A 25563-nucleotide genomic window follows, 5' to 3' on the forward strand; every position below is an offset into this window, starting at 1 on the left:
GACCGCGCCCCCGTTGCCGCCGCGCCCCAGGCCAGCCGCGCCGCCGGCCGCCGCGTGCCGCATTCCGGCATGCGCCGCGCCATCGCCCGCCGCCTGACCGAAAGCAAGCAGCAGGTGCCGCACTTCTACCTGACCGTGGATTGCCGCATGGACGCCTTGCTGGCCCTGCGCGCGCAGGCCAACCAGGGCGGCGCGGTCAAGCTGTCGGTCAATGATTTCATCGTGCGCGCCGCCGCCCTGGCGCTGCGCGAGGTGCCCGAGGTCAACGCCAGCTGGCACGATGACGCCATCGAATTCCACGCCGGCGCCGACATCAGCGTCGCCGTGGCCACCGACGGCGGCCTGGTCACGCCCATCGTGCGCGACGCCGACGTCAAGCCGCTGTCCGCCATCGCCGGCGAGATCGTCGAGCTGGCCGGCCGCGCCAAGGTCAACCGCCTCAAGCCCGAGGAATTCACTGGCGGCTCGCTGACGGTCAGCAACCTCGGCATGTACGGCATCAAGCAGTTCGCCGCCATCATCAACCCGCCGCAGGCCGCGATCCTGGCGGTGGGCGCGGCCGAGCGCCGCCCGGTGGTGGACGACAACGGCGGCCTGCAGGCCGCCACCGTCATGACCGTGACGCTGTCGGCCGACCACCGCGTGGTGGACGGCGCCGTCGGCGCGCGCTGGCTGGCCGCGTTCCGCGCGCTGATCGAGAACCCCGTGCGCATCCTGCTGTGAGCCCCGCCATGACCAAGACTTCGTTTGACCTGGTGGTGGTGGGCGGCGGACCCGGCGGCTACGTGGCCGCCATCCGCGCGGCCCAGCTGGGCCTGTCCACCGCGCTGGTGGAGCGCGCCGAGCTGGGCGGCATCTGCCTGAACTGGGGCTGCATTCCGACCAAGGCGCTGCTGCACAGCGCCACCGTGCTGCGCGCCTGCCGCGAAGCCGACCACTACGGCGTGACCGGCGCGGGCGCGGCGCAACCCGACCTGCCCGCGATGGTGGCGCGCTCGCGCAAGGTCGCCGGCCGCCTGGGCCAGGGCGTGGCGCACCTGATGAAAAAGAACGGCGTCACGGTGTTCGCCGCCAGCGCCAGGCTGGCCGGCGGCGGCCGCGTCGCGCTCGACAACGGCGCCACGCTGTCGGCCCGCCACATCATCCTGGCCACCGGCGCGCGCGCCCGCGAGCTGCCGGCGCTGCCGGTGGGCGAACGCATCTGGGCCTACCGCCAGGCGCTGACGCCGCCGGCGCTGCCCAAGTCGCTCCTGGTGGTGGGCGCGGGCGCGATCGGCGCCGAGTTCGCCAGCTTCTACCGCGCGGTCGGAGCGGAGGTGACGCTGATCGACATGACCGCCGAGATCCTGCCGCAGGAAGACGCCGAGATCTCCGCGCTGGCGCGCAAGGCCTTCGAGAAGCAGGGCATCCGCGTGCTGACGCAGTGCGCGGTCAAGTCATCCAGCCTGACGGCCACGGGCGTCAAGGCCGTGCTGGAGCAACAGGGCAAGCAGATCGAGCTGGAGGTCGAGCGCGTCATCGTGGCCGCCGGCATCGTCGGCAACGTCGAGGACCTGGGCCTGGAGCAGACCCGCGTGAAGGTGGAGAAGACCCACATCGTCACCGACGGCCTGTGCCGCACCGCCGAGCCGGGCGTCTACGCTATCGGCGACGTGGCCGGCGCGCCGTGGCTGGCGCACAAGGCCAGCCACGAAGCCGTGCTGTGCGTCGAAGCCATCGCCGGCCTGCCGGCGCATGCGCTCGACCCGCTGCGCATCCCCGCCTGCACGTATTCGCACCCGCAGGTCGCCAGCATCGGCATGACCGAGGCCCGCGCGCGCGAACACGCCAAGGCGACGGGCGGCGAGATCCGCGTCGGCAAATTCACCTTCGCCGGCAACGGCAAGGCCATCGCCATGGGCGAGGACCAGGGGTTGGTGAAGACGGTGTTCGACGCCAGGACCGGCGAGCTGCTGGGCGCGCACATCATCCACCCCGAGGCGTCCGAGCTGATCGCCGGCTACGGCGTGGCGGCGGCGCTGGAAGCCACCGAGGAAGACCTGATGCACACCGTGTTCGCGCATCCGACGCTGTCGGAAACGCTGCACGAATCGGTGCTGGCGGCTTTCGGCCGGGCGCTGCACGGCTAAGGCACGTAGCAGCGCGCAGGGGCCTGGCGCGGACCGTCATCGGTCGCGCCAGGCCCCTGCCCTCACAACCGGCTGGCGAAGAAATCCAGGAAGCAGGCGATGCGCCGCGACAGCTGCGTGTTGCGGTAGTACACCGCGTGCATCGGCTGCAGGTAGTCGGTGTGCAGGTCTTCCATGATGCGCACCAGGCGCCCTTCGATCAGATCGTCGCGCGACACGAAATCCGACAGGCAGGCGATGCCCACGCCGCGCAGCGCCAGGTGGCGCTGCGTCTCGCCGCTGGAGGTGGCCAGCGTGGGCGTGGCCAGATAGGTCGAGCCGCCCGCGTGGCGCAGCGGCCAGACGTTCAGGCTTTCGGGTTGGGTGAAACCCAGCAGTTCGTGCCGGGCAAGGTCCTCGACCGTGCGCGGCACCCCGCGCCGCGCCAGGTACTCCGGGCTGGCCATCAGCCAGCGCGGACGCGGACGCATCGGCCGCGCGTGCAGCGTGGAATCGTTCAGCGGCCCCATGCGCAGGGCCACGTCGGTGCGATGCTCGATCAGGTCGACGATGCGGTCGTTGCTGGTCAGCTCCAGCGAGATCGCCGGATACTCGCGACGGAAGTCGGCCACGTGCGGCACCACGCAATGCAGCATCACCGGCACCGAGGCGTCGACGCGCAGGCGGCCGGCCGGCTGCTGGTTGACGATGCGCATGCACTCCTCGGCCTCTTCCAGCGACTGCACGATCTGGCGCGCCTTCTGCAGGAAGTGCGCGCCCTCGGCGGTCAGCTCCATGCGCCGCGTGGTGCGGGTCAGCAGCGTCACGCCCAGGTCTTCCTCCAGGCGCGACAGGCCGCGGCTGACGCCGGACGCGGTCTGGCCCAGCATTTCGGCGGCCGCGCTCATCGAACCGGCGTCGACCACGCCCAGGAACAGCCGCAGGGCCTCTGAATTGAGCGCCATTTTTGACTCCGGATCACAAGTATCCGGATTTTATAGCGCGCCGCCGCCGCAATTGCGCGGTGTCCTGGCCGACGGCGGGGTTATCCGGCAGCGCGGCCGCAAAAGAAAAGCGGCGCACGCGGCGCCGCTTTTTTCACTGCATCGACCCGCGGCCGATCAACGCTTCTGCTTGAGCTGCGACAGGTCGCGCACCGCGCCGCGGTCGGCCGAGGTGGCCAGCGCCGCGTAGGCCTGCAGGGCCTGCGACACCACGCGCTCGCGGCCCACCGGCAGCCAGCCGCCATCCTCGCGCGCGTTCATCGCGGCGCGGCGGCGGGCCAGTTCCTCGTCGGACACCGCCAGGTGCATCTTGCGGTTGGGGATGTCGATCTCGATGGTGTCGCCCTCTTGCACCAGGCCGATGGTGCCGCCCTCGGCCGCTTCGGGCGAGGCGTGGCCGATCACCAGACCCGACGAGCCGCCCGAGAAGCGGCCATCGGTGAACAGCGCGCAGGTCTTGCCCAGGCCCTTGGACTTCAGGTAGGACGTGGGATACAGCATTTCCTGCATGCCGGGGCCGCCCTTGGGGCCTTCGTAGCGGATCACCACCACGTCGCCCGCCACGACCTTGTCGCCCAGGATGCCTTCGACGGCATCGTCCTGGCTTTCGAACACGCGCGCGCGGCCGGTGAAGACCCACTGCGATTCATCCACGCCCGCGGTCTTGACGATGCAGCCCTTCTCGGCCAGGTTGCCGTACAGCACGGCCAGGCCGCCGTCCTTGGAGTAGGCGTTTTCCTTGCTGCGGATGCAGCCGGTCTGGCGGTCGGTGTCCAGCGTCAGGAAGGTGGCGTCCTGGCTGAAGGCCACGGTGGTGGGGATGCCGCCGGGCGCCGCGCGGTAGAACTTCTGCGCCGCTTCGCCGGCGCCGCCGGCCACGTCCCATTGCGCGATGGCGTTGCCCAGCGTGCCGCTGTGCACGTTGCCGCAGGACAGGTCGAGCAGGTCGGCGCGCGCCAGTTCGCCCAGGATGCCGAGGATGCCGCCGGCGCGGTGCACGTCTTCGATGTGGTACTTGTCGGTGGCGGGCGCGGCCTTGCACAGGCACGGCACCTTGCGCGAGATGCGGTCGATGTCGGCCATGGTGAAGTCGACGCCGGCTTCCTGCGCCGCGGCCAGCAGGTGCAGCACGGTGTTGGTCGAGCCGCCCATGGCCACGTCCAGCGCCATGGCGTTCTGGAACGCGCTCTTGGTGGCGATGCTGCGCGGCAGGACCGATTCGTCTTCCTCGACGTAGTAGCGGCGGCACAGGTCCACCACCAGGCGGCCGGCCTGCTCGAACAGGCCCTTGCGCCAGGCGTGCGTGGCGACGATGGTGCCGTTGCCCGGCAGCGCCAGGCCGATGGCCTCGGTCAGGCAGTTCATCGAGTTGGCGGTGAACATGCCGGAACAGGAGCCGCAGGTCGGACACGCGCTGCGTTCGACTTCGGCCACTTCGGCGTCCGACACTTTCGGGTCGGCGGCCTTGATCATGGCGTCGATCAGGTCGATCTTGGCGATCACCTTGCCGTCGGTCGGCGACTTGACCTTGCCGGCTTCCATCGGGCCGCCGGACACGAACACCACGGGAATGTTCAGGCGCATCGCGGCCATCAGCATCCCCGGGGTGATCTTGTCACAGTTCGAGATGCAGACCATGGCGTCGGCACAGTGCGCGTTGACCATGTATTCGACCGAGTCGGCGATCAGTTCGCGCGACGGCAGCGAATACAGCATGCCGCCGTGGCCCATGGCGATGCCGTCATCGACGGCGATCGTGTTGAATTCCTTGGCGACGCCGCCGGCGGCCTCGATCTCCTTGGCGACCAGCGCGCCCAGGTCGCGCAGGTGCACGTGGCCCGGCACGAACTGCGTGAACGAGTTGACCACCGCGATGATCGGCTTGCCGAAGTCTCCGTCCTTCATGCCGGTGGCGCGCCACAGGGCGCGGGCGCCGGCCATGTTGCGGCCGTGGGTCGAGGTGCGGGAACGGTAGTGCGGCATGATCTTGTCTCAGGCTATTAGCGTGGGCGGCAAAACGGTAAATAATACGCTGGTTCCGGCCGGCAGCGGCCGCAGGCCGCCCCGAGGCCGCGCCGTGGCCATCAGGCGGACGCCGCGCCGCGCGCCGCAAACGCGCTGGGCGGCTCGCCCAGCGCCTTGCGGAACATGGCCGCGAAGGCGCTGGGGCTCTCGTAGCCCAGATCCAGGGCCACATCCAGCACCCGCTCGCCGCGCGCCAGCCGCTCCATCGCCGCCAGCAGCCGCGCCTGCTGGCGCCAGCGGCCGAAGGTCATGCCGGTGTGCCGCAGGAACAGGCGATGCACCGTCTTGGGATCCACCCCCAATTCCCGCGCCCAGTCGGCCGCGCCCGCCTGGCGCTCGGGGTGACGCACGATGGCGCGGCAGATGCGCGCCAGGCGCGGCTCGGACGGCTGCGGCAGGTGCAGCGGCAGCACCGGCTCCTGTTTCAGTTCGTCCAGCAGCAGCATCATCAGGCGGCCGTCGCGGGTGCCCGGCTGCCAATCCAGCGGCACTTCGGCTGCCGCCACCATCAGCTCGCGCAAGAGCGGCGAGATCGACAGCACGCAGCATTCGGTGGGCAGGTGCGAGGCCGCGCCCGGCTCGACGAACACCGTGCGCATGCGCGGTTCGCCGCTCATGCGGATGGCGTGCGAGACCCAGGCCGGCACCCACACGCCGCGCGTGGGCGGCACCACCCAGATGCCCGCATCGGTATCGACCACCATCACGCCCGAGATCGCGTACAGCAGCTGCGAACGGCGGTGGCGATGGCGCCGCACGCGGTGCCCGTCCTCGTAATCCACCGCCAGCGCGGCCACCGGCCGCTGCGACGATTCGTACGGAAACAGGTCCAGGTCGGCGGGCTTGCGCGATCCGGAGGGGCGCGGCGGTGCTTTGGATTTGTCCATTTCTCGACGATTCATGCCCAGCTGGCGGTAGACGGTCTTTTCCAGTGTACCTATCCTGCCCGCATTGCCGTTGATTTCCCTGCCGTCCGCGTTCCGATCATGCGTCTTCGTCCCCGCTCCCCCGCCACCCGCGCCGCCTTGCGCGGCCGGCGCGCGCGCCTGGCCGGGAAATCAGACGCCTTCGCACTTGCGCGCGCCGTCCCGCCGACGCTACGACTAGCGCGCGGTTGCCGGGCCTTGCGCCCCGTGGCCGCCCGGCAGCCCCGGGCCCTCTGACGGGTCCGTCCGCCACCTCCCTTGCCCGACCGCCGCCGCAGACCGGCGGCCCCAGACGCCGCGCGCCGCGCGGCCGGAGGTTTCCATGCTCGACCATCCCCAACACAAGTACCGCCCCGTCCAGCCCTTTGCCCGCGACTACGCCGAGCGCCAATGGCCGGCCCGCCGCCCGAGCGCGCCGCCCATCTGGATGAGCACCGATCTGCGCGACGGCAACCAGGCGCTGATCGACCCCATGGACGCAGCCCGCAAGCTGCGCTTTTTCGAACAGCTGGTGGCGGTGGGACTGAAGGAGATCGAAGTCGCGTTCCCGTCGGCTTCCGACACCGACTTCAATTTCGTGCGCAAGCTGATCGAGGAGAACCGCATTCCCGCCGACGTCACCATCGAGGTCCTGACCCAGTCGCGGCCCGACCTGATCGCGCGCACCTTCGAATCGCTGCGCGGCGCGCCGCGCGCCATCGTGCACCTGTACAACCCGATCGCGCCGCAATGGCGCCGCATCGTGTTCGGCATGAGCCGCGCCGAGATCAAGGAGATCGCGCTGGCCGGCACGCGCCAGATCCGCGCCCTGGCCGACGCGCATCCGGACACCGAATGGATCTACCAGTATTCGCCCGAGACCTTCAGCCTGGCCGAACTGGATTTCGCGCTGGAGGTCTGCGATGCGGTCAGCGCCATCTGGCGTCCGACGCCGGCGCGCAAGATGATCATCAACCTGCCGTCGACGGTGGAATGCACGACCGCCAACGTCTATGCCGACCAGATCGAATGGATGCACCGCCGCCTGGCGCGGCGCGACAGCATCGTGCTGAGCGTGCATCCGCACAACGACCGCGGCACCGCCGTGGCCTCGGCCGAACTGGCGCTGCTGGCCGGCGCCGACCGGGTCGAGGGCTGCCTGTTCGGCAATGGCGAACGCACCGGCAACGTCGACCTGGTGACGCTGGCGCTGAACCTGGATCGCCAGGGCATCGCCAGCGGCCTGGACTTCACCGGCATGGCCGCCGTGCGCGACTGCGTCGAGGCGTGCAACCAGCTGCCGGTGGACGTGTTCCACCCCTATGCGTTCATGCCCGCAGCGCCAGCAACGCTTCCTGCAGGTGCCGCAGTCCACGGCTGAGCGGCTTGTCCCGGCGCACCACGATGGCCAGGGTGCGCGCCAGGCGCGGCGCCAGCGAGCGCACGGCCAGGCTGTCGCGGTGGCCGGCGCCGCTCACCGCCAGCCTGGGCAGCACGGCGCAGGCCAGGCCGGCGGCCACGATTTCCTTCATGGCCTCGGTGCTGCCCAGTTCCATGACCGGCTTGGGCGCCATCCCGGCTTCCTCGAACCAGTCATCCACCAGCCGCCGGGTGCGCGCGCCCGGCTCGAACAGCACCAGCGGCAACGCCGCCAACGCCTGCGGCGTGACGGCATCCGGCATGGCGATGGGGCCGCGCGCCGGAAAGATGGCCACGAACTCGTCTTCCAGCACCGGGGTGACCTCGAACATGCGGCCCGGCGCCGGCAGCGTCACCAGGCCGATGTCCAGCGTGTTGTTCTCCAGCCCGCGCAGCATGTCGGCGGTATTGCCGGTGCTGGCCACCACGTCCAGCGCCGGAAAGCGCCGCCGCAGGCTCGCCAGCAGTGGCGGCAGCAGATAGGTGCAGGCGGTGGCGCCGGTGCCCAGCCGCACCCGCCCCGTCACCTGCGCGGCGTGCGCCGTCATGGCCTGCTCGGCCTGCGCCAGCGCCGTGTCGATCGCGCGGATGTGGGTCAGCAGTTCCAGCCCGGCGGCGGTCGGCCCCGCTCGCCGGCCCACCCGCTCGACCAGCTTCAGGCCGAAGCGGCGTTCGAGCTGGCGCACCTGCAGGCTGACGGCGGGCTGGGTGATGCCGCCCCGTTCGGCCGCGGCCGAGAAACTGCCCAGTTCGATCACCTGCGCGAAGGTGCGCAGGGCGTCCAGATTGAGTCCGCGCATGGGTCCATCCGGCGCCGTGCGGCCGCCGCCTTGGTCAAAGTTTTACTTATGAAAACGATAATAGACCAAAGCTTTATTTATGCATGGCCTTGCGCGACACTGGCGACTCGTTTTCGCGCCGCGCCGGCGCGCCTTTCTCCGCTTCCCCATGCCGCAACCTGCCGCCCCCCTCCTGATCCGCGATAGCGCGGATGCCGACCTGCCCGCCATCAAGGCCCTCTACGCGCACCACGTCCAGCACGGCACCGCGTCGTTCGAGCTGGAGCCGCCCTCCATCCAGGAGATGCGCCAGCGGCGCGCCGGCGTGCTGGAAAAGGACATGCCCTATCTGGTGGCGGAGATCGACGGCGAAGTGGTGGGCTATGCCTACGTCACGCCCTACCGCCCCCGCCCGGCCTATCGCCACACGGTCGAGGACTCGGTCTACGTCAAGGCGGGCCGCGCCGGCCAGGGCATCGGCGGCAAGCTGCTGGCCGCCCTGATCGAACGCTGCACCGCGGCCGGCTGGCGCCAGATGCTGGCGGTGGTCGGCGACAGCCGCAACGCCGCCTCGCTGGCGGTGCATGCGCGCCAGGGCTTTCACCCGGTGGGCACGCTGCGCTCGGTGGGCCACAAGCATGGGGAATGGCGCGACACCGTGCTGATGCAGCGCGCGCTGGGCGAGGGTGACGCCACGCCGCCGCAGCGTCCCTGATCGGCGCTCGGCCGCCGCAAGTCCCGGCGGCCGGAAACGTCAGCCGCCGGTGGCGGCCGTCCACTTCTCCCAGCCGGCCCGGCGCAGCTTGCAGGCCGGGCATTCGCCGCAGCCGTAGCCCCAGCCGTGGCGCGCGCCGCGTTCGCCCAGGTAACAGGTGTGGCTTTCCTCGACGATGGTCTCGACCAGCGCGTCGCCGCCCAGTTGCTGGGCCAGCGCCCAGGTCTCGGACTTGTCGATCCACATCAGCGGCGTCTCGATGGTGACGCGGCTGCCCAGGCCCAGGCCCAGCGCCACCTGCTGCGCCTTGATGGTGTCGTCGCGGCAGTCGGGGTAGCCCGAGAAATCGGTTTCGCACATGCCGCCCACCAGCACGTCCAGCTGGCGCCGGTAGCCCAGCGCCGCCGCCAGCGTCAGGAACAGCAGGTTGCGGCCCGGAACGAAGGTGTTGGGCAGGCCGTTGGCCTGCATCTCGATGGCGCGGTCGCTGGTCATGGCGGTGTCGCCCACCTGGCCCAGCACCTTCAGGTCCAGCAGATGGTCTTCGCCCAGGCGCGGCGCCCACTGCGGGAAACGCGCGCGGATGTCGCGCAGCACGTTCAGGCGCGCATCCAGCTCGATGCGGTGGCGCTGACCATAGTCGAACGCCACGGTTTCCACATGGGCATAGCGGTCCAGCGCCCAGGCCAGGCAGGTGGTGGAATCCTGGCCGCCCGAAAACAGCACGAGCGCGCGACGTTGGTGATTCAGCATAAAAGGGGGTTTCTGCAAAGACTAAGGGATAGAGCCAGACTTTACCGCAGCCGGCCGGCTGCGCCGTAAGGAAGCCTGCGTAAAATCGGTGACGTTCTCGTTCACGGTTTACCAGCAGCGCGCATCACCCCACCCTCCCTTTCCCAGCAGCCCGACGGATCCCCCGCCCGATGAATGCCAGCCGCCCGCAGTCCGACTCCGCAGAACCCTTGCGTCACGATATCCGGCTGTTAGGCCGAATGCTGGGCGAAGTCATCGCCGAATGCGAAGGCAAACGCGTCTTCGACACCATCGAGACCCTGCGCCGCACCGCCGTCAAGTTCCGCCGCGAAGGCAACGCCGCCGACGGCAAGCTGCTGGAGCAGCGCGTCAAGCACCTGCAGGGCAGCGACCCCAACTCGGTGGCGCGCGCCTTCAGCTACTTCCTGCACCTGTCGAACATCGCCGAGGACCGCGACCAGAACCGCAGCCAGCGCGCCCGCGCCCTGGCCGGCGATGCGCCCGCGCGCGGCAGCCTGCGCGACGCGGTGCAGGCCCTGGGCCGCCATGGCGTGACGCCGGCGCGCATCCGCCGCCTGCTGGCCGACGCCTGCGTCATGCCGGTGCTGACCGCCCACCCCACCGAAGTGCAGCGCAAGAGCACGCTGGACGTGCATCGCGAGATCGCCGCCGCGCTGGCCCAGCGCGACCAGCCGCTGACGCCGGAGGAACTGACCGAACTCGATGCCGCGCTGCTCGGCCGCGTGGCCACGCTGTGGCAGACGCGCATGCTGCGCTACACCCGCCTGACGGTGGCCGACGAGATCGAGAACGCGCTGTCGTACTACCGCAGCACCTTCCTGCAGGTCATCCCGCGCGTCTACGGCGACCTGTCCAAGCTGCTCAATCGCGACGCCAAGCCCTTCGTTGCCCCGCCCCCGCCGCTCGAGCCGTTCCTGCGCATGGGCAGCTGGATCGGCGGCGACCGCGACGGCAACCCGAACGTCGACGCAGGCACGCTGGAGCGCGCCCTGCTGCGCCAGGCCACCGTGCTGTTCGAGCACTACCTGCAGGAAGTGCATGCGCTCGGCGCCGAGCTGTCCATCACCACGCTGCTGATCGCGGTCGACCCGGCGCTGCTGGCGCTGGCCGAACACAGCGGCGACGACTCGCCGCATCGCAGCGACGAGCCCTACCGGCGCGCGCTGGTCGGCGTCTATGCGCGCCTGGCCGCCACCGCGCTGCGCCTGACCGGCCAGAACCTGGCCCGCCGCAGCACCGTCGCGGCCCAGCCCTACGACACGCCGCAGGAATTGTCGGCCGACCTGGCCGTCATCGCCGCGTCGCTGGCCGCGCACCATGGCGCGCCGATCGGCAAGCTGCGCCTGGCCGGCCTGCAGCAGGCGGTCGAAGTGTTCGGCTTTCACCTCGCCACGGTCGACCTGCGCCAGAGTTCCGACGTGCACGAGCGCGCGCTGGCCGAACTGTTCAGCCGCGCCGGCGCCACCCACGAGGGCCAGCCGCTGGACTACCTGGCGCTGGACGAGGACGCGCGCGTGGCCCTGTTGCGCGCCGAACTGGCGCAGGCGCGGCCGCTGGCCTCGCCCTGGATCGCCTACAGCGAGGACACCACGCGCGAACTGGCGGTGCTGCGCGCCGCCGCCGCCGGCCGCATGCGCTACGGCAAGCAGGCCGTGCGCCAGACCATCGTCTCGCACACCGAGACCCTGAGCGACCTGCTGGAAGTGATGGTGCTGCAGAAGGAAGCGGGCCTGATCGCGCCCGCCGGCCAGGAGATCGCGCCGGAAGACGGCCTGATGGTGGTGCCGCTGTTCGAGACCATCCCCGACCTGCAGCGCGGCGCCGACATCATGGCCGCCTGGCTCGATCTGCCCGAGATCCGCGAACGCGTGAAGCGGGCGCAGAACGGCGCCCAGGAAGTCATGCTGGGCTATTCCGACAGCAACAAGGATGGCGGCTTCCTGACCTCCAACTGGTCGCTCTACCAGGCCGAACGCGCGCTGGTCGACGTGTTCTCCAGCCGCCACGTGCGGCTGCGCCTGTTCCATGGCCGCGGCGGCTCGGTCGGCCGCGGCGGCGGTTCCAGCTTCGACGCCATCCTGGCACAGCCGCCCGGCACCGTGGCCGGCCAGATCCGCCTGACCGAACAGGGCGAGGTCATCCAGAGCAAGTACAAGGATGCCGAGGTCGGCCGCTGGCACCTGGAGCTGCTGGTCGCCGCCACGCTCGAATCCAGCCTGGCGCCGCGCGCCGAGGCCACCAGCGCGGAAGACGCGCACATGGCGCATCATGGCCCGGCCATGTCGTTCATGTCCGAGACCGCGCAGCGCAGCTACCGCGGCCTGGTCTACGACACGCCGCGCTTCGCCGAATACTTCTTCGCCGCCACCCCGATCGCCGAGATCGCCGGCCTGAACATCGGCTCGCGCCCGGCCTCGCGCAAGAAGGGCCAGCGCATCGAAGACCTGCGCGCCATTCCGTGGGGTTTCTCCTGGGCCCAGTGCCGCCTGATGCTGACCGGCTGGTACGGCATGGGGTCGGCCATCGAGGCCTACCTGGAGACTGGCGCGCCGGGGGCGCCGCGCTCGCAGCGCGGCCGCCTGGCCCAGCTGCGCGAGATGGCCCAGGACTGGCCGGCCTTCCGCACGCTGCTGTCCAACATGGAGATGGTGCTGGCCAAGTCCGACCTGGCCATCGCCGCGCGCTACGCGCAACTGGTGCCGCAACGCGCGCTGCGCGAGAAGATCTTCGGCATGATCAGCGCCGAGCATGGCCGCACCCTGGCCATGCTCAAGCTGCTGACGCGGCGCGAGCTGCTGGCCGACAACCCGTCGCTGCAGGCTTCGCTGCGCGAGCGCTTCGCCTACATCGACCCGCTCAACTACCTGCAGGTCGACCTGATCCGCCGCCACCGCGCGGCGCAGAAGTCGCCCGCCGCCGAGGCCGATGAACGCGTGCAACGCGCGATCCACCTGACCATCAACGGCATCGCCGCCGGGTTGCGCAATTCGGGGTAAGGCAAAAGGGTAACGCCGCGCCGGGGCCTCGCGCTCCGGCGCGCGCTTTGCCCCATTCCATCGATTCGACCCTCCATGCAGAACGCGACGCGGCCTCGGCAGGCGGCCTTGCGCGCGTTCCACACTGTCCACCTGACGAACGCCCCAAAACGGCCATTTGTCCACCCCCGGCAACTTTTAGTACTATCTTCGTCAGAAATTCTATATACGCACAAATGTTCGTATATAGAACACAACGATTTTTCTGGCCCGCGCACAGGAAGACACCGACGGAAGAGACAGATCGCAGTTCCCTGGTTCCGCCTGTGCCGCCCGCCGCGCGCGCCCCGTAAGGCAAGCGAACCCTCATGGATACTCCCCTGCAGAATCTGGCCGTCATCGGCGCCGGCGCCATGGGCAGCGGCATCGCCGCGCTCTTCGCCTCGAAGGGATTGGACGTGGTCCTGGTTGATCCGATGGACGGCGCCCTGGATCGCGCCCGCGCCGTCATCGAACGCCAATTGAACGTCTACGCCCCCGGCCAGGTCGACGCCGTGATGCAACGCATCCGCATGGCGCCCGGCCTGGACGCGGCGGCGGCCTGTGACCTCGTCATCGAGGCGGTGCCCGAGAACCTGGAACTCAAGCGCGGCCTGTTCGCCCAGCTCGACGCGCTGTGCAAGCCCGAAGCGATCTTCGCCACCAACACCTCGGGCCTGTCGATCAACGCCATCGCCAGTGCTGTCGCGCGCCGCGACCGCTTCGTCGGCACGCACTTCTTCACCCCCGCCGACGTCATCCCGCTGGTCGAAGTGGTGCGCAACGACGCCACCTCGGAAGACACCGTGGCGCGCGTCATGGCGACGCTGCGCCTGGGCGGCAAGCGCCCGGTGCTGGTGCGCCAGGACATCCCCGGCTTCATCGCCAACCGCATCCAGCACGCCCTGGCGCGCGAGGCCATCTCGCTGCTGGAAAAGGGCGTGGCCAGCGCCGAAGACATCGACGAAGTGGTCAAGTGGAGCCTGGGCATCCGCCTGGCGCTGTCCGGTCCGCTGGAACAGCGCGACATGAACGGCATTGACGTCCACTACGCCATCGCCAGCTATCTCTACAAAGACCTGGAAAACCGCACCGAGCCGTCCGACCTGCTCAAGAGCAAGGTCGAGAACGGCCAGCTCGGCGCCAAGAGCGGCCAGGGGTTCTATACCTGGAGCCCCGAGCGCCGCGAACAGGTGCTGCGCGAGAAGAGCGCGGCGCTGGGCGAGCTGGCCGCGTGGCTCAACGCCAAGGCCGGCGATTCCTGACGCCGCCGCAACACCGAAACCCTACACCATAAGGCGCGCGGCGATCCGTCCGACGCGCCAGCGGGCCACGAGCCCAACCACGCAAAGAAACCGACCGTCCCATCCGCTTCGCGCCCTTATCCGGCGCACGGCGGCGCAAGACACAAGAGCAATACGCCTTACCGGAGTTCGTAGGAGGCACCATGAATAAATTGGCATCTTTTTTCACTGAGCTGATGCGCAAGTATCTGCCCGATCCCTTTGTCTTCGCGATCGCGCTGACCTTGCTCACCGTACTGCTGGCCATGGGCATCGAAGGCCAGGGCATCGGCGACGTGACCCGCGCCTGGGGCAAGGGCTTCTGGAGCCTGCTGGCCTTCACCACCCAGATGGCCGTGATCCTGGCCATGGGCTACGTGCTGGCCACCGCGCCGCTGACCGACCGCCTGCTCAACCGCATCGTCAGCCACGTGCACAAGCCGCACACCGCCATCATCGTCGCCACGCTGGTCGGCGGCATCGGCAGCTACCTGAACTGGGGCTTCGGCCTGGTCATCGGCGGCATCGTCGCCAAGAAGCTGGCGCTCAAGGTCAAGGGCGTGCACTACCCGCTGATCATCGCCGCGGCCTACAGCGGCTTCACCATGTACGGCCTGGGCCTGTCGGCCAGCATCCCGGTGCTGGTGGCCACGCCTGGCCACCCCACCGCCAAGCAGATGGGCACCATTCCGCTGACGGAAACCATCTTCTCGGTGCCGATGCTGATCACCAGCCTGGTGATCATCGTGACGCTGCCGCTGCTGAACGCCTGGCTGCATCCGAAGAAAGGCGAAAAGATCGTCGAAGTGGACCCGGCCATCGACCGCGACACCACCGCCGCCGGCGCCGCCGAGGACCTGCTCGAAAAGGGCACGCTGGCCTCCAAGCTGAACAACAGCCGCCTGCTGAGCCTGCTGATCGGCGCGCTGGGCGTGGCCTACGTCGTCTTCCACTTCATGGACGGCGGCTCGCTCGACCTGAACCTGATCAACTTCATCATCCTGTTCCTGGGCATCATCCTGCTGGGCACGCCGGCCTCCTACGTGGCCAAGCTGACCGAAGGCATCAAGACGATCTCCGGGATCATCCTGCAATATCCGTTCTACGCCGGCATCATGGCCATCATGGCCGCCTCGGGCCTGGTGACCACCATCTCCAAGGTCTTCGTCGACGTCGCCACGCCGGCCACGCTGCCGTTCTGGGGCCTGATCAGCTCGTTCGTCATCAACTTCTTCGCGCCCTCGGCCGGCGGCCACTGGGTCATCCAGGGCCCGTTCATGATCGACGCCGCCCGCGAAATCGGCAGCGCGCTCAACCAGACCACCATGGCCGTGATGCTGGGCAACGCCTGGAACGACCTGGTGCAGCCCTTCTGGATCCTGCCGGCGCTGGCGCTGTCCAAGCTCAAGCTGCGCGACGTGATGGGCTACACGGTCATCATGATGCTGTGGGTCGGCGTGATCCACATCACCGCCGTCCTGGCGTGGGGCTATCTGACGCATTAAGCCCCCCCGTACGCGCTTGCGCGCGCCCCCCAGGGGGCGACACCTGCAGACCGGCAGAGCCGGATCTGGCGGTGTCCTCGATGGGGAGGCAGATGGAATGTTGAGAGGCGGTGTTCTTGAGGACGTCGCGATTGAGAACTGAATTGGGAGCTGAGATGAGCAAACCTACCGCGTACCTGGTGACCGGCGGCAGCGCCGGGATCGGCGCCGCCATCATCCGCATGCTGCTGGATGCCGGGCACAAAGTCGTCAACATCGACTACCGCCTGCCCGAGCATCCGCCGGCGGGGCTGGTGTCGTACCAGGCCGACCTGACCGACGAGGCGCGCACCAAGGCAGTGGCCGCGGAAGTGACCGCGGCCTACGACATCGTCGGCCTGGTCAACAACGCCGGCGCCACGCGTCCCGGCACCGCCGACACGGCCACGCTGGCCGACCTGGACTACGTGGTCAACCTGCATCTGCGCACCGCGCTGATCCTGGTGCAGGCCGCGTTGCCGGCGATGCGCGCGGCCGGCTTCGGCCGCATCGTCAACATGTCGTCGCGCGCCGCGCTGGGCAAGCCGGACCGCGTGGTCTATTCGGCCACCAAGGCCGGCCTGGTCGGGCTGACGCGCACGCTGGCCATGGAACTGGGCGGCGACGGCATCACCGTCAACGCCATCGGCCCGGGCCCCATCGCCACCGACCTGTTCACCAAGAGCAATCCGGCCGGCGCGCCGCAGACCGAGCGCATCATCAACAGCATCGTGGTCAAGCGCCTGGGCACGCCCGAGGACGTGGCGCGCGCCGCCATGTTCTTCCTGTCGCCCGACAACGGCTTCGTCACCGGCCAGATGCTGTATGTGTGCGGCGGCACGACGCTGGGCGTCGCCCCCATCTGAGGCCCGCCGCGATGGCCGACCATTTTTCAGCCCACGCCCTTCGGCGCCGCCTAGCGGCGCAGCAGCGCGTGGTTGATCTGGTCGGCGGCGCGGCGCAGCGGCGGCAGGAAGGTCGCCAGCATCTCCTCGCGCGAGAAGCGGTTGGCATGGCCGCTGACGTTCATCGCGGCGATCACCCGGCCGCTGCGGTCGACGATCGGCACCGCCACGGACTGCAGGCCCGGCTCCAGTTCCTGCGCCACGCAGGCGTAGCCGTCGGCGCGCACGCCGGCCAGGATGGCCTTGAGCGCGCCGATGTCGGTCACGGTGTCCTTGGTGTAGGCCTGGATCTGGCTCATCGCCAGCACCCGGTCCAGTTCGGCCGCGGGCAGGCCCGCCAGCAGCACGCGGCCCATCGACGTCACCCAGGCCGGCAGGCGGCTGCCCACAGCCAGGTTGATGGTCATGACCTTGTGCGTCGACAGCCGCAGGATGTAGACGATGTCGGCGCCTTCCAGCACCGACACCGAGCACGACTCGCGCGTCAGCTCGGCCACTTCTTCCATGTAGGGCAGCGCCAGGTTCCACAGCGGCGTGCCCGACAGGTAGGCGTAGCCCAGTTCGAGGATGCGCGGGGTCAGCGCGAACTTGCGGTCCTCGACCGTGACGTAGCCCAGGTGCTCCAGCGTCAGCAGGATGCGGCGCGCGCCGGCGCGGGTCAGGCCGGTCACGGCCGCGACCTCGGACAGCGTCATCTGGGAACGATCCGGGCCGAACGCCCGGATCACGGACAGGCCGCGCGCAAAAGATTGAACGTAGCTGTCGCTGGGTTGCTGGGTTGCTTGCTCGGCCATCCGTCTACCGCGAGAAAAAACGTTGCCGCTGCCGGCAACCCTGAAACGGGGAGGATCGCACCGCGCCGGCTTGCCTTGACGGTCGACTATCCCCATGAAACGATGTTCTTCAGAAGAACGAAAGTTCTAATTAAGAACAAATTATGACACGCCACCTATGAGCGAACACCATGATTTCTAAGCTTGTTGCAAGCGCGGCGGCCGCCCTCGCCGACGTCCCGGACGGCGCCACCGTCATGATCGGCGGCTTCGGCACCGCCGGCCAGCCCATGGAACTGATCGACGCCCTGCTCGAGCAAGGCGCCAAGGATCTAGTCATCATCAACAACAACGCCGGCAACGGCACCACCGGCCTGGCCGCCCTGCTGGGCGCCAACCGCGTGCGCAAGATCATCTGCTCGTTCCCGCGCCAGGTGGACTCGCAGATCTTCGACGGCCTGTACCGCAGCGGCAAGATCGAGCTCGAACTGGTGCCCCAGGGCAACCTGGCCGAGCGCATCCGCGCCGCCGGCGCCGGCATCGGCGCGTTCTTCTCGCCCACCGGCTACGGCACCCCGCTGGCCGACGGCAAGGAAACCCGCGAGATCAACGGCCGCCAGTACGTGCTGGAATATCCGTTGCACGCCGACTACGCGCTCATCAAGGCCGAGCGCGGCGACCGCTGGGGCAACCTGGTGTACCGCAAGACCGCGCGCAACTTCGGCCCCATCATGGCCAGCGCCGCGCGCGTGGCCGTGGCGCAGGTGCGTGAAGTCGTCGAACTGGGCGCCCTCGATCCGGAAACCGTCGTCACCCCCGGCATCTTCGTGCAGCGCGTCGTGCAGATCGACGCCGCCCAGGCCGCCAAGGAGCAGCAATGAGCACCAAACTGACCCGCGACCAGATCGCCGCCCGCGTCGCCCAGGACATTCCTGAAGGCGCCTACGTCAACCTCGGCATCGGCCTGCCGACGCTGGTGGCCAACCACCTGCCGGCCGACCGCGAAGTCATCCTGCACACCGAGAACGGCATGCTGGGCATGGGCCCGGCGCCGGCCAAGGGCGAGGAAGACTACGACCTCATCAACGCCGGCAAGCAGCCCGTCACCGAACTGCCCGGCTGCTCGTTCTTCCATCACGCCGACTCGTTCGCGATGATGCGCGGCGGCCACCTGGACATCTGCGTGCTGGGCGCCTTCCAGGTGTCGCGGCACGGCGACCTGGCCAACTGGCACACCGGCGCGCCCGACGCCATCCCCGCCGTGGGCGGCGCGATGGACCTGGCCATCGGCGCCAAGGACGTCTTCGTCATGATGGAGCTGCAGACCCGTGAAGGCCAGAGCAAGCTGGTCGACGTCTGCACCTATCCGCTGACCGGCGTGCGCTGCGTGTCGCGCGTGTACACCGACGTGGCCGTGTTCGACATCCGCGCCGACGGCGTCACGGTGATCGACATGTTCGGCGAAACCACCGCCGACGAGCTGCTGCGCCTGACCGGCCTGCCGCTGAAGTTTTCCAACTGATCCTTCCCCCGCGCCCCGGCAACGCCGGGGCCGATTTCCTGGAGACACCCATCATGTTGTTCATGGTTCAAATGCAGGTCAATCTGCCCGTCGACATGCCGGCGGCTCAAGCCGACAAGCTCAAGGCCGACGAAAAGGCCCTGGCGCAGCAGCTGCAACGCGACGGCAAGTGGAAGAGCCTGTGGCGCGTCGTCGGCCGCTACGCCAACGTCAGCATCTTCGACGTGCAGGACAACGACGAGCTGCACACGCTGCTGTCGTCGCTGCCGCTGTTCCCCTACATGGACATCCAGGTGACGGCGCTGGCGCGCCATCCCTCGGCGATCTGAACGGAGCCGCCCATGCCCTACATCATCGAAACCTTCGACAAGCCCGACCACCAGGCCATGCGCCAGCAGCATCGCGCCGCGCATCTGGAATACCTGGACGCCAACAAGCACCTGCTGCTGGCCTGCGGCGCCAAGCTGCAGGATGACGGCAAGGACCTGGGCGGCGGCCTGTACATCGTCGACCTGGACACGCGCGAGGCCGCGCAGCAGTTCATCGACGCCGATCCCTTCGCCCAGGCGCAGCTGTTCCAGCGCGTGACCATCACGCGCTGGCGCAAGGCCTACATCGACGGCACCTGCCACCTGTAATCGCCACGCGGCCGCCTCCGGGTGGCCGCGCTTTCATTCCCCGAGGATTTTCCGCATGTCTTACGCCGATCTCAGCCAGGCACGGCTGTTCTACGTCATCGATGGCCCCGCCGACGCGCCGGTGCTGGTGCTCTCCAATTCGCTGGGCACCAACGCCGACATGTGGGCGCGCCAGGTTCCCGCGCTGAGCAAGCACTTCCGCGTGCTGCGCTACGACACCCGCGGCCACGGCAAATCCTCGATCCCCGACGGCGAATACAGCTTCGCGCAGCTGGGCAACGACGTCGCCGAACTGCTGGCGCACCTGGGCATCGAACGCGCCCACTTCTGCGGCCTGTCGATGGGCGGCCCCACCGGCCTGTGGCTGGCGCTGAACCGGCCCGAGCTGATCGGCAAGCTGATCCTGTGCAACACCGCCGCGCGCATCGGCTCGGCCGAAGGCTGGAGCGCCCGCATCGCCGCCGTGGCCGAACAGACGCTGGAAAAGATGGCCCCGACCCTGGTCGAGCGCTGGCTCACCGACGGCTACCGCGCCGCCGAGCCGGGCCTGTCGCAGGTGCTGGTCGACATGCTGCGCCGCACCTCCGACGCCGGCTACTCGGGCAACTGCGCCGCGCTGCGCGACGCCGATTTCCGCGAACAGGTGTCGGCCATCAAGGCGCCGACGCTGGTCATCAGCAGCACCCACGACCTGGCCGCCACGCCCGCGCAGGGCCAGGAACTGGCCGGCGCCATCAACGGCGCGCGCTACCTCGAACTGAACACCTCCCACATCTCCAACTGGGAACAACCGGAAGCCTTCACCCGCGCGGTGGTCGACTTCCTCGCGGAGTAAGCCATGCAGCGCTGGACCCATCGGCCCGAAGGCTCCAACTGGGGCGACTTCGGACCCGACGACCAACTCGGCCGCCTCAATCTCATCACCGAAGAGCAGGTCCTGAAAGGCGCGCGTGAAATCCGCGCCGGCAAGACCTTCTGCCTGTCGCTGCCGCTGGACCTGCCCGGCGGCAACGTGCTCAACCCGCGGCGCCATCCGCCGCAGTTGAGCCCGACCCGGCTGGCCGACACGCCCTACCTGAACTTTCCGCTGCGCAACGTCAACCCGGACGCGGTCGACGTGCTGAGCGACGACCAGGTGCTGCTGTCGATGCAGTACTCGACGCAATGGGACGCGCTGGCGCACGTCGGCGCGCTGTTCGACGCCGACGGCGACGGCAAGCCCGAGCTGCGCTACTACAACGGCTACCAGGCCGGCGTCGACGTCATCGGCCCAGCCGACGGCGACCACACCGGCTGCGGCTGCAACAGCGGCGGCCCCTCGGCCGCGCTGAAGCTCGGCGTCGAGAACCTGGCGCAGAAAGGCATGCAGGGCCGCGGCGTGCTGCTGGACCTGGCGCGCGACTACGGCCCCGGCCGCACCCTGATCGGCCACGCCGAGATCCAGCATGTGCTGAAGACGGACGGCATCGAGATCGAGCCCGGCGACATGCTGGTGCTGCGCACCGGCTACGCCGAAGCCGTGGTCGCCATGGCCGGCAAGCCCGACGCCGAGGTGCTGCACACCTACGGCGCCGCGCTCGACGGCACCGACGCCGCGCTGCTGCAGTGGATCACCGACAGCGGCATCGCCGCCATCTGCGCCGACAACTACGCCGTCGAAGCCTATCCCGCGCGCGAGAAGACCGGCCCGCGCGCCATGCTGCCGCTGCACCACCACTGCCTGTTCAAGCTGGGCCTGCCTCTGGCCGAGCTGTGGTACCTGAAGGACCTGGCCGAGTGGCTGCGGGCCAACGGCCGCCACCGCTTCATGCTGACGGCGCCGCCGCTGCGACTGCCGCACGCGATCGGTTCGCCGGTCACGCCGATCGCCACGGTGTAGGCGCGCCCCGCGGGGAACGCGCAGAAAAAAGCGCCGGTCCGTTCAACGGCCGGCGCTTTTCCATTGCGCGGATTCAACGCTGTGTTCAGCCCTTCAGGCAGGTGCTCATGAAGGTCTTGCGCTTGTCGCCGGTCAGCTTCTGCTCGCCGGCCTTGGCGTTGCAGTCCTTCATCTTCTGCTGCTGCGGCGTCAACTGCTTGGCGGGCGGCGGCGCCTCGCCCTTCAGGCAGGCGCTCATGTACGTCTTGCGATCATCGCCCTTCTTGCCCTCGGCCGACTTGTTGCAGTCGGCCATGCGCTGCTGCTGCGGGGTTGGCGTCTTGGCGGCAGGCGTGGCGGCGGGCGCGGGGGTCTTGGCGGGTGCGGGCGTGGCGGCGGGCGTCTGGGCGTAGACGGCGCCGAAGCAGCTGGCGGACAACACGATGGCCGAAGCCAATTGGCTAGTACGGGAAAGCATGAGTTCCTCCCTTGATCGCCCGTCGGCGCCAATCTGGCGCACGCCCGGGCCGCAAGATCCGCCGGCCAAGTTGCCGGCGTGGTCATCATCGGACAAAGCCGCACGCTTCGCAAGCGCCGAAAGGACAACAAATGCTAACGCCGCCGCGATCATTCAGCTTATAGAAAGGTGCTCCGGCGGCCGCCATTTTTCCCGCGAAAACCGCACGCCGTCCCCCCGCGCCACCGCGCCTAAATCCCGCCTAAACCGCCTGAAACGCCCGCAAGTTGGAGACATTCCGATGCACTTGTGGCATCCGCAGAGGAATCTGCGGCTATCCCCTGCAACCTGTTACCCATTCATCCCTTTGGGCCGTTGTGCCCGGGTCGGGAAAGGTGTGAGATAGACGCATGCCCCCGACACGCGACGCCAGAGACCGCGGCGAAGGCAACCCGGTAGCCGGGCCCCACAGGAGACCGTCATGAAAACCGCCCTTGCCTTCCTCGCATTGCTGGCCGGCCTGACCGGTGGCGCGCAGGCGCAAAGCCTGTACGGCGTCACGCTGGGCAACATCCAGGCCATCCGCGACACCAACGAAAACGTCTCCACCATCACCGGTTCGCTCGCCAACCAGTCGGCGCGCGCCGTCAACTACGTCATGCTGACTTTCGTTCTCTACGACGACCAGGGCCGCGAGATCGGCCGCGTGCGCGACGACGACATCGGCCCGCTGGCGCCGGGCCAGATCAAGATGATCCGCGCCATCACGCCGCTGCAATTCGCCAAGGTCACCGCCCTGGACATACGCGCTCGGTAGGCGAAAAACCCTTATCTGGATAGGGTTTAGTCAAGCCGGCGTCAGCCCAATTGTGGGAAAATTCCACAGCCGACTCGACAAAAGGGGCTTCCACACGAAGCCCCTTGTTGCGTCTGCCGGCACGCCGGCATGCCCGGCCTCGTTACCAAGGAAGTGAATAGATCATGTTTCCCAAAAGACTCACCGAAGGCTATCAGTCCTTTCTCGCCGGCCGCTTCCACTCCGAACGCAGCCGCTACGAAAAACTGGCCGAAACTGGGCAAAGCCCGGAAATCCTGATCATCGGCTGCTGCGACTCGCGCGTCTCGCCCGAAGCCATCTTCGACGCCGGCCCCGGCGAGATGTTCGTAGTGCGCAACGTCGCCAACCTGGTCCCGCCCTGTGACCCCGACTCCGAATCCTCGTACCACGGCACCAGCGCCGCCATCGAATTCGCGGTCAACGGCCTGAACGTCAAGCACATCGTCGTCCTCGGCCACGCCTCCTGCGGCGGCATCCGCGCCTTCTTCGACGACGCCAAGCCCCTGACCAAGGGCGACTTCATCGGCAAGTGGATGTCCCAGATCGCGCCCGTCGCCGACGAACTCGGCCCCGGCGGCGACGACCGCGCCGCCAACCTCAAGCGCCTCGAACTCGCCGTCATCGGCCACAGCCTCAAGAACCTGATGACCTTCCCGTCCATCCGCCGCCGCGTCGAAAGCGGCGAACTGGAACTGCACGGCACCTACTTCGGCGTCGCCACCGGCGTCCTGTTCCTGCGCGACGCCGCCACCGGCGAATTCAGCCCCTGCCTGGAAACCGGCCTCCCCAACTGATCGCTCCGCGAACGCGGCGGCCCCGCCGCCGCGTGCACTGCCACACGCCAAGCGCACCGCATGATCGCCGGCGCAACGTCATTGCCACCGCAACGCCGCCGCCAGCGCAGAACCATCACCCGCGCCCCTCACCCCCAACGCGCAGCGTCATCCCTCCGACGCCAGACACCCAAACGCCAAAAAAGGCCGCCCGCGCGGCCGCCTTTTGGCGACCCCGCAAGCCCCTCCCCCACCCCCGATTGTTGGCAAGAACGCCAAGCAACCAGCCCGCCCCAACGACGGCCGTTAAGTCTCATCGCGAGCGGGTGACGGGGCAGGCGGGGGATGGCGGGGCGTGTAGATGCGCCCGAGGGAAACCGTAGGGAGCCGAAGGCGGACGAGGTTGACGACGGGGAAGTCCGGAGCGAACGCTCCGGACCGCAATCGTAGCCCCGCCATCCCCCGCCTGCCCCGTCACCCGCGCCTAAAGAACCCAACCGCCAACAATCCCCTCAAACCCGATAGGCCTGCGCCAACCTCTCATAATTATTCTTAAGAATGATCCCCGCATAATAGACATGCTCCCGCATCAGATCCTCAGCCCGCGCTCCATCCCGCGCAATAATGGCATTGACGATCCGATGATGATCATCATGCGACCGCAGAATGATCCCGTGGTCCTCCCACAGGATGATCCGATCCGACGCATACGGAATCGCCTGCGCCTGCGTCGCGAACCGCTTCACCCACGGATTGCCCGCCGCCTCCAGGATCCCGTTGTGCAAGGTGATGTTGACCTGCTGATACGGCAGATGGTCCTCCGCCAGCAGCACGCCCTTGCCGAGAATGCGGTCGCCTTCGTCCAGGCAGTTCTTCAGCACCGCCACCGCGTCATTCGACAGGCCGCGCAGCGCCGCCTGCCGACAGGCCAGGCCCTCGAGCGCCGCGCGCACCTCGTAGGCCGCCACGATCTCGGCGATGTCATAGGCCCGCACCGTATAGCCGCGCTTGGGCAGATGCTCCAGCAACCCCTCGTTGCCCAGCGTCGCCAGGGCCGCACGCACCGGCGTGCGCGACACCCCCAGCTTCTCGGCCAGCGGGATTTCCTCCAGACGGGCCCCGGGGCTGAACTTGCCATGCAGCACCCAGTCCCGCAGCGTATCGGTCACGTGTTGAGATAGCGTATCCATGCCCGCATTGTATACATGAAGAATACATGCGACACCGCCCCTTACCACTGCGCTAGGGCTTTCCCCAATGAGAACGATCAAGGCCACCGCTCAACTACGGGAAATCCCCTATACCTGCCATCCCTCCATGTATACATAATCGCCAAAAATTCAGATCAGCGGACGCCCCTTCCAAGGCAGGCGAATCCGCGCAACAGGAGACAGCATGTCCAATGTATCCACGCCGGCCGCGGGCCCGGCCCCGCGGCTCGCGCTTGTCACCGGCGGCGGCGGCGGCATCGGCGCCACCATCTGCCAGGAGCTGGCCCGCGCCGGCTACCGCGTGGTGGTGTCGGACGTGGATGCCCAGCGCGCCGGCCGCGTGGCCGATGAACTCGGCGCGCCGCACAGCGCCCATGCCTTCGACGTCAGCGACGAAAACGCCGTCGAGACGGCGTTCGACCAGATCGAACAGGCCCACGGCCCCATCGCCGTGCTGGTCAGCGCCGCCGGCCTGCTGCTGTTCCAGGCCAACGGCGAACGCCCGCTGATCAAGGACACCACGCTCGACATCTGGGAACGCAGCTTCGCCGTCAACGCGCGCGGCGTGTTCCTGTGCGGCCGCGCCTACCTGCGGCGGCGCGAAGCCGCGCCGCTCCAGCACGGCCGCATCGTCACCTTCACCTCGGTCGCCGCGCAGCTGGGCGGCTATCGCTCCAGCGCCTCGTACATCGCCGCCAAGTCCGCCGTGCTGGGCCTGACCAAGGCCATGGCGCGCGAATCGGCGCACCTGGGCGTCACCGTCAACGGCATCGCGCCGGGGCTGATCGACACCGACATGCTGCGCAGCACCGTCACCAGCAGCGGCGCGCTGGCGGCCGCGGCGCAGGCGATTCCGCTGGGCCGCATCGGCACGGTGGACGACGTCGCCGCGGCCGTGCGTTTCCTGGCCTCGGAAGAAGCGGGCTACATCACCGGCAGCGTCATCGACGTGAACGGTGGCTACCGCATGCAGTGAACCCAATCCGGCGGCATCGCCGCCACGCAGCAACGCGCCATGGATAAAGGCGCGCACTCAAAA

General features: G+C 68.7%; 25 protein-coding genes. 17 read left to right on the forward strand and 8 right to left on the reverse strand.

Annotation, left to right across the window (positions count from 1 at the left end; translation table 11 throughout):
- Both H0523_RS03820 and lpdA read left to right on the forward strand, forming a co-directional pair.
- Positions 1-723 (forward strand): 2-oxo acid dehydrogenase subunit E2 (locus tag H0523_RS03820; protein ID WP_180180029.1); only part of this gene is annotated, 723 nt, incomplete at its 5' end.
- Positions 724-731: 8 nt separating this feature from the next.
- Positions 732-2129: a dihydrolipoyl dehydrogenase gene (gene lpdA / locus H0523_RS03825; protein WP_054429413.1), complete on the forward strand. Its 1398-nt coding sequence runs from the start codon at positions 732-734 to the stop codon at positions 2127-2129.
- Between the two features lie 62 nt (positions 2130-2191).
- Here the strand turns inward: lpdA and H0523_RS03830 are convergent, their stop codons facing one another.
- The 3 genes from H0523_RS03830 to H0523_RS03840 all read right to left on the reverse strand — a co-directional run bounded on the left by H0523_RS03830 (position 2192) and on the right by H0523_RS03840 (position 6039).
- Positions 2192-3073, reverse strand: a complete 882-nt coding sequence (locus H0523_RS03830) for a LysR family transcriptional regulator (RefSeq protein WP_054429412.1) — start codon at positions 3071-3073, stop codon at positions 2192-2194.
- 156 nt (positions 3074-3229) lie between these two features.
- A complete protein-coding gene (ilvD, locus tag H0523_RS03835; RefSeq protein WP_054429411.1) occupies positions 3230-5095 on the reverse strand; it encodes a dihydroxy-acid dehydratase in 1866 nt (621 codons plus the stop codon).
- Positions 5096-5196: 101 nt separating this feature from the next.
- Complete coding sequence (locus tag H0523_RS03840; RefSeq protein WP_054429410.1) at positions 5197-6039, reverse strand: AraC family transcriptional regulator; 843 nt, start codon at positions 6037-6039, stop codon at positions 5197-5199.
- Between the two features lie 346 nt (positions 6040-6385).
- Here H0523_RS03840 and H0523_RS03845 point away from each other — a divergent pair, with 346 nt between their 5' ends.
- Positions 6386-7423 (forward strand): 2-isopropylmalate synthase, encoded by a 1038-nt coding sequence (locus H0523_RS03845; RefSeq protein WP_054429409.1) that lies wholly within the window; start codon positions 6386-6388, stop codon positions 7421-7423.
- Here the strand turns inward: H0523_RS03845 and H0523_RS03850 are convergent.
- Positions 7371-8261 carry a LysR family transcriptional regulator gene (locus H0523_RS03850; RefSeq protein WP_054429408.1) on the reverse strand — a complete coding sequence of 297 codons (891 nt, stop codon included), beginning with the start codon at positions 8259-8261 and terminating at the stop codon, positions 7371-7373. The genes H0523_RS03845 and H0523_RS03850 overlap by 53 nt on opposite strands.
- Positions 8262-8409: 148 nt before the next feature.
- Here H0523_RS03850 and H0523_RS03855 point away from each other — a divergent pair, with 148 nt between their 5' ends.
- Positions 8410-8955, forward strand: a complete 546-nt coding sequence (locus H0523_RS03855; protein WP_054429407.1) for a GNAT family N-acetyltransferase — start codon at positions 8410-8412, stop codon at positions 8953-8955.
- Between the two features lie 39 nt (positions 8956-8994).
- Here the strand turns inward: H0523_RS03855 and queC are convergent, their stop codons facing one another.
- Positions 8995-9708: a 7-cyano-7-deazaguanine synthase QueC gene (gene queC, locus H0523_RS03860; protein WP_054429406.1), complete on the reverse strand. Its 714-nt coding sequence runs from the start codon at positions 9706-9708 to the stop codon at positions 8995-8997.
- Positions 9709-9878: 170 nt separating this feature from the next.
- On the opposite strand from queC, the gene ppc reads away from it, so the two are divergent.
- The 4 genes from ppc (at position 9879) to H0523_RS03880 (ending at position 16415) form a co-directional block, all read left to right on the forward strand.
- On the forward strand, positions 9879-12725 hold the full coding sequence (ppc, locus tag H0523_RS03865) for a phosphoenolpyruvate carboxylase (protein ID WP_054429405.1): 2847 nt from the start codon (positions 9879-9881) through the stop codon (positions 12723-12725).
- A gap of 347 nt (positions 12726-13072) precedes the next feature.
- Positions 13073-14008 (forward strand): 3-hydroxyacyl-CoA dehydrogenase family protein, encoded by a 936-nt coding sequence (locus tag H0523_RS03870; protein ID WP_054429404.1) that lies wholly within the window; start codon positions 13073-13075, stop codon positions 14006-14008.
- A gap of 182 nt (positions 14009-14190) precedes the next feature.
- Positions 14191-15531 (forward strand): short-chain fatty acid transporter, encoded by a 1341-nt coding sequence (locus H0523_RS03875; protein ID WP_054429403.1) that lies wholly within the window; start codon positions 14191-14193, stop codon positions 15529-15531.
- Between the two features lie 155 nt (positions 15532-15686).
- Complete coding sequence (locus H0523_RS03880) at positions 15687-16415, forward strand: SDR family NAD(P)-dependent oxidoreductase (RefSeq protein WP_020926102.1); 729 nt, start codon at positions 15687-15689, stop codon at positions 16413-16415.
- Positions 16416-16465: 50 nt separating this feature from the next.
- On the opposite strand, the gene H0523_RS03885 is transcribed toward H0523_RS03880, so the two are convergent.
- Complete coding sequence (locus tag H0523_RS03885; RefSeq protein WP_054429402.1) at positions 16466-17248, reverse strand: IclR family transcriptional regulator; 783 nt, start codon at positions 17246-17248, stop codon at positions 16466-16468.
- A 170-nt stretch (positions 17249-17418) separates the two neighbouring features.
- Here H0523_RS03885 and H0523_RS03890 point away from each other — a divergent pair, with 170 nt between their 5' ends.
- The 6 genes from H0523_RS03890 to H0523_RS03915 are packed head-to-tail and all read left to right on the forward strand — an operon-like array spanning position 17419 to position 21266.
- Positions 17419-18108, forward strand: coding sequence for a 3-oxoacid CoA-transferase subunit A (locus H0523_RS03890; RefSeq protein ID WP_024070578.1), 690 nt, complete (start codon positions 17419-17421; stop codon positions 18106-18108).
- A complete protein-coding gene (locus H0523_RS03895) occupies positions 18105-18749 on the forward strand; it encodes a 3-oxoacid CoA-transferase subunit B (RefSeq protein WP_054429401.1) in 645 nt (214 codons plus the stop codon). Before H0523_RS03890 ends, H0523_RS03895 begins: the two co-directional genes overlap by 4 nt.
- 53 nt (positions 18750-18802) lie before the next feature.
- Positions 18803-19078 carry a muconolactone Delta-isomerase gene (catC, locus tag H0523_RS03900; RefSeq protein WP_054429400.1) on the forward strand — a complete coding sequence of 92 codons (276 nt, stop codon included), beginning with the start codon at positions 18803-18805 and terminating at the stop codon, positions 19076-19078.
- Between the two features lie 12 nt (positions 19079-19090).
- Positions 19091-19387 carry a YciI family protein gene (locus H0523_RS03905; protein ID WP_054429399.1) on the forward strand — a complete coding sequence of 99 codons (297 nt, stop codon included), beginning with the start codon at positions 19091-19093 and terminating at the stop codon, positions 19385-19387.
- 55 nt (positions 19388-19442) lie between these two features.
- Complete coding sequence (pcaD, locus tag H0523_RS03910; protein ID WP_054429398.1) at positions 19443-20222, forward strand: 3-oxoadipate enol-lactonase; 780 nt, start codon at positions 19443-19445, stop codon at positions 20220-20222.
- A 3-nt stretch (positions 20223-20225) separates the two neighbouring features.
- On the forward strand, positions 20226-21266 hold the full coding sequence (locus tag H0523_RS03915) for a cyclase family protein (protein ID WP_054429397.1): 1041 nt from the start codon (positions 20226-20228) through the stop codon (positions 21264-21266).
- 85 nt (positions 21267-21351) lie between these two features.
- Here the strand turns inward: H0523_RS03915 and H0523_RS03920 are convergent, their stop codons facing one another.
- Positions 21352-21723, reverse strand: a complete 372-nt coding sequence (locus H0523_RS03920) for a PsiF family protein (RefSeq protein ID WP_054429396.1) — start codon at positions 21721-21723, stop codon at positions 21352-21354.
- Between the two features lie 460 nt (positions 21724-22183).
- Between H0523_RS03920 and H0523_RS03925 the strand changes: the two genes are divergently transcribed.
- On the forward strand, positions 22184-22519 hold the full coding sequence (locus H0523_RS03925; RefSeq protein ID WP_054429395.1) for an FxLYD domain-containing protein: 336 nt from the start codon (positions 22184-22186) through the stop codon (positions 22517-22519).
- Positions 22520-22683: 164 nt separating this feature from the next.
- Positions 22684-23334, forward strand: a complete 651-nt coding sequence (locus tag H0523_RS03930) for a carbonic anhydrase (RefSeq protein ID WP_054429394.1) — start codon at positions 22684-22686, stop codon at positions 23332-23334.
- A 491-nt stretch (positions 23335-23825) separates the two neighbouring features.
- Here H0523_RS03930 and H0523_RS03935 read toward each other — a convergent pair whose 3' ends face one another.
- On the reverse strand, positions 23826-24482 hold the full coding sequence (locus H0523_RS03935) for a GntR family transcriptional regulator (protein ID WP_231689816.1): 657 nt from the start codon (positions 24480-24482) through the stop codon (positions 23826-23828).
- Between the two features lie 226 nt (positions 24483-24708).
- Here H0523_RS03935 and H0523_RS03940 point away from each other — a divergent pair, with 226 nt between their 5' ends.
- Complete coding sequence (locus tag H0523_RS03940) at positions 24709-25500, forward strand: SDR family NAD(P)-dependent oxidoreductase (protein ID WP_054429393.1); 792 nt, start codon at positions 24709-24711, stop codon at positions 25498-25500.
- Positions 25501-25563 lie beyond the last annotated feature (63 nt).

The organism is Achromobacter insuavis (assembly GCF_902859645.1).
Taxonomy (GTDB): domain Bacteria; phylum Pseudomonadota; class Gammaproteobacteria; order Burkholderiales; family Burkholderiaceae_B; genus Achromobacter; species Achromobacter insuavis.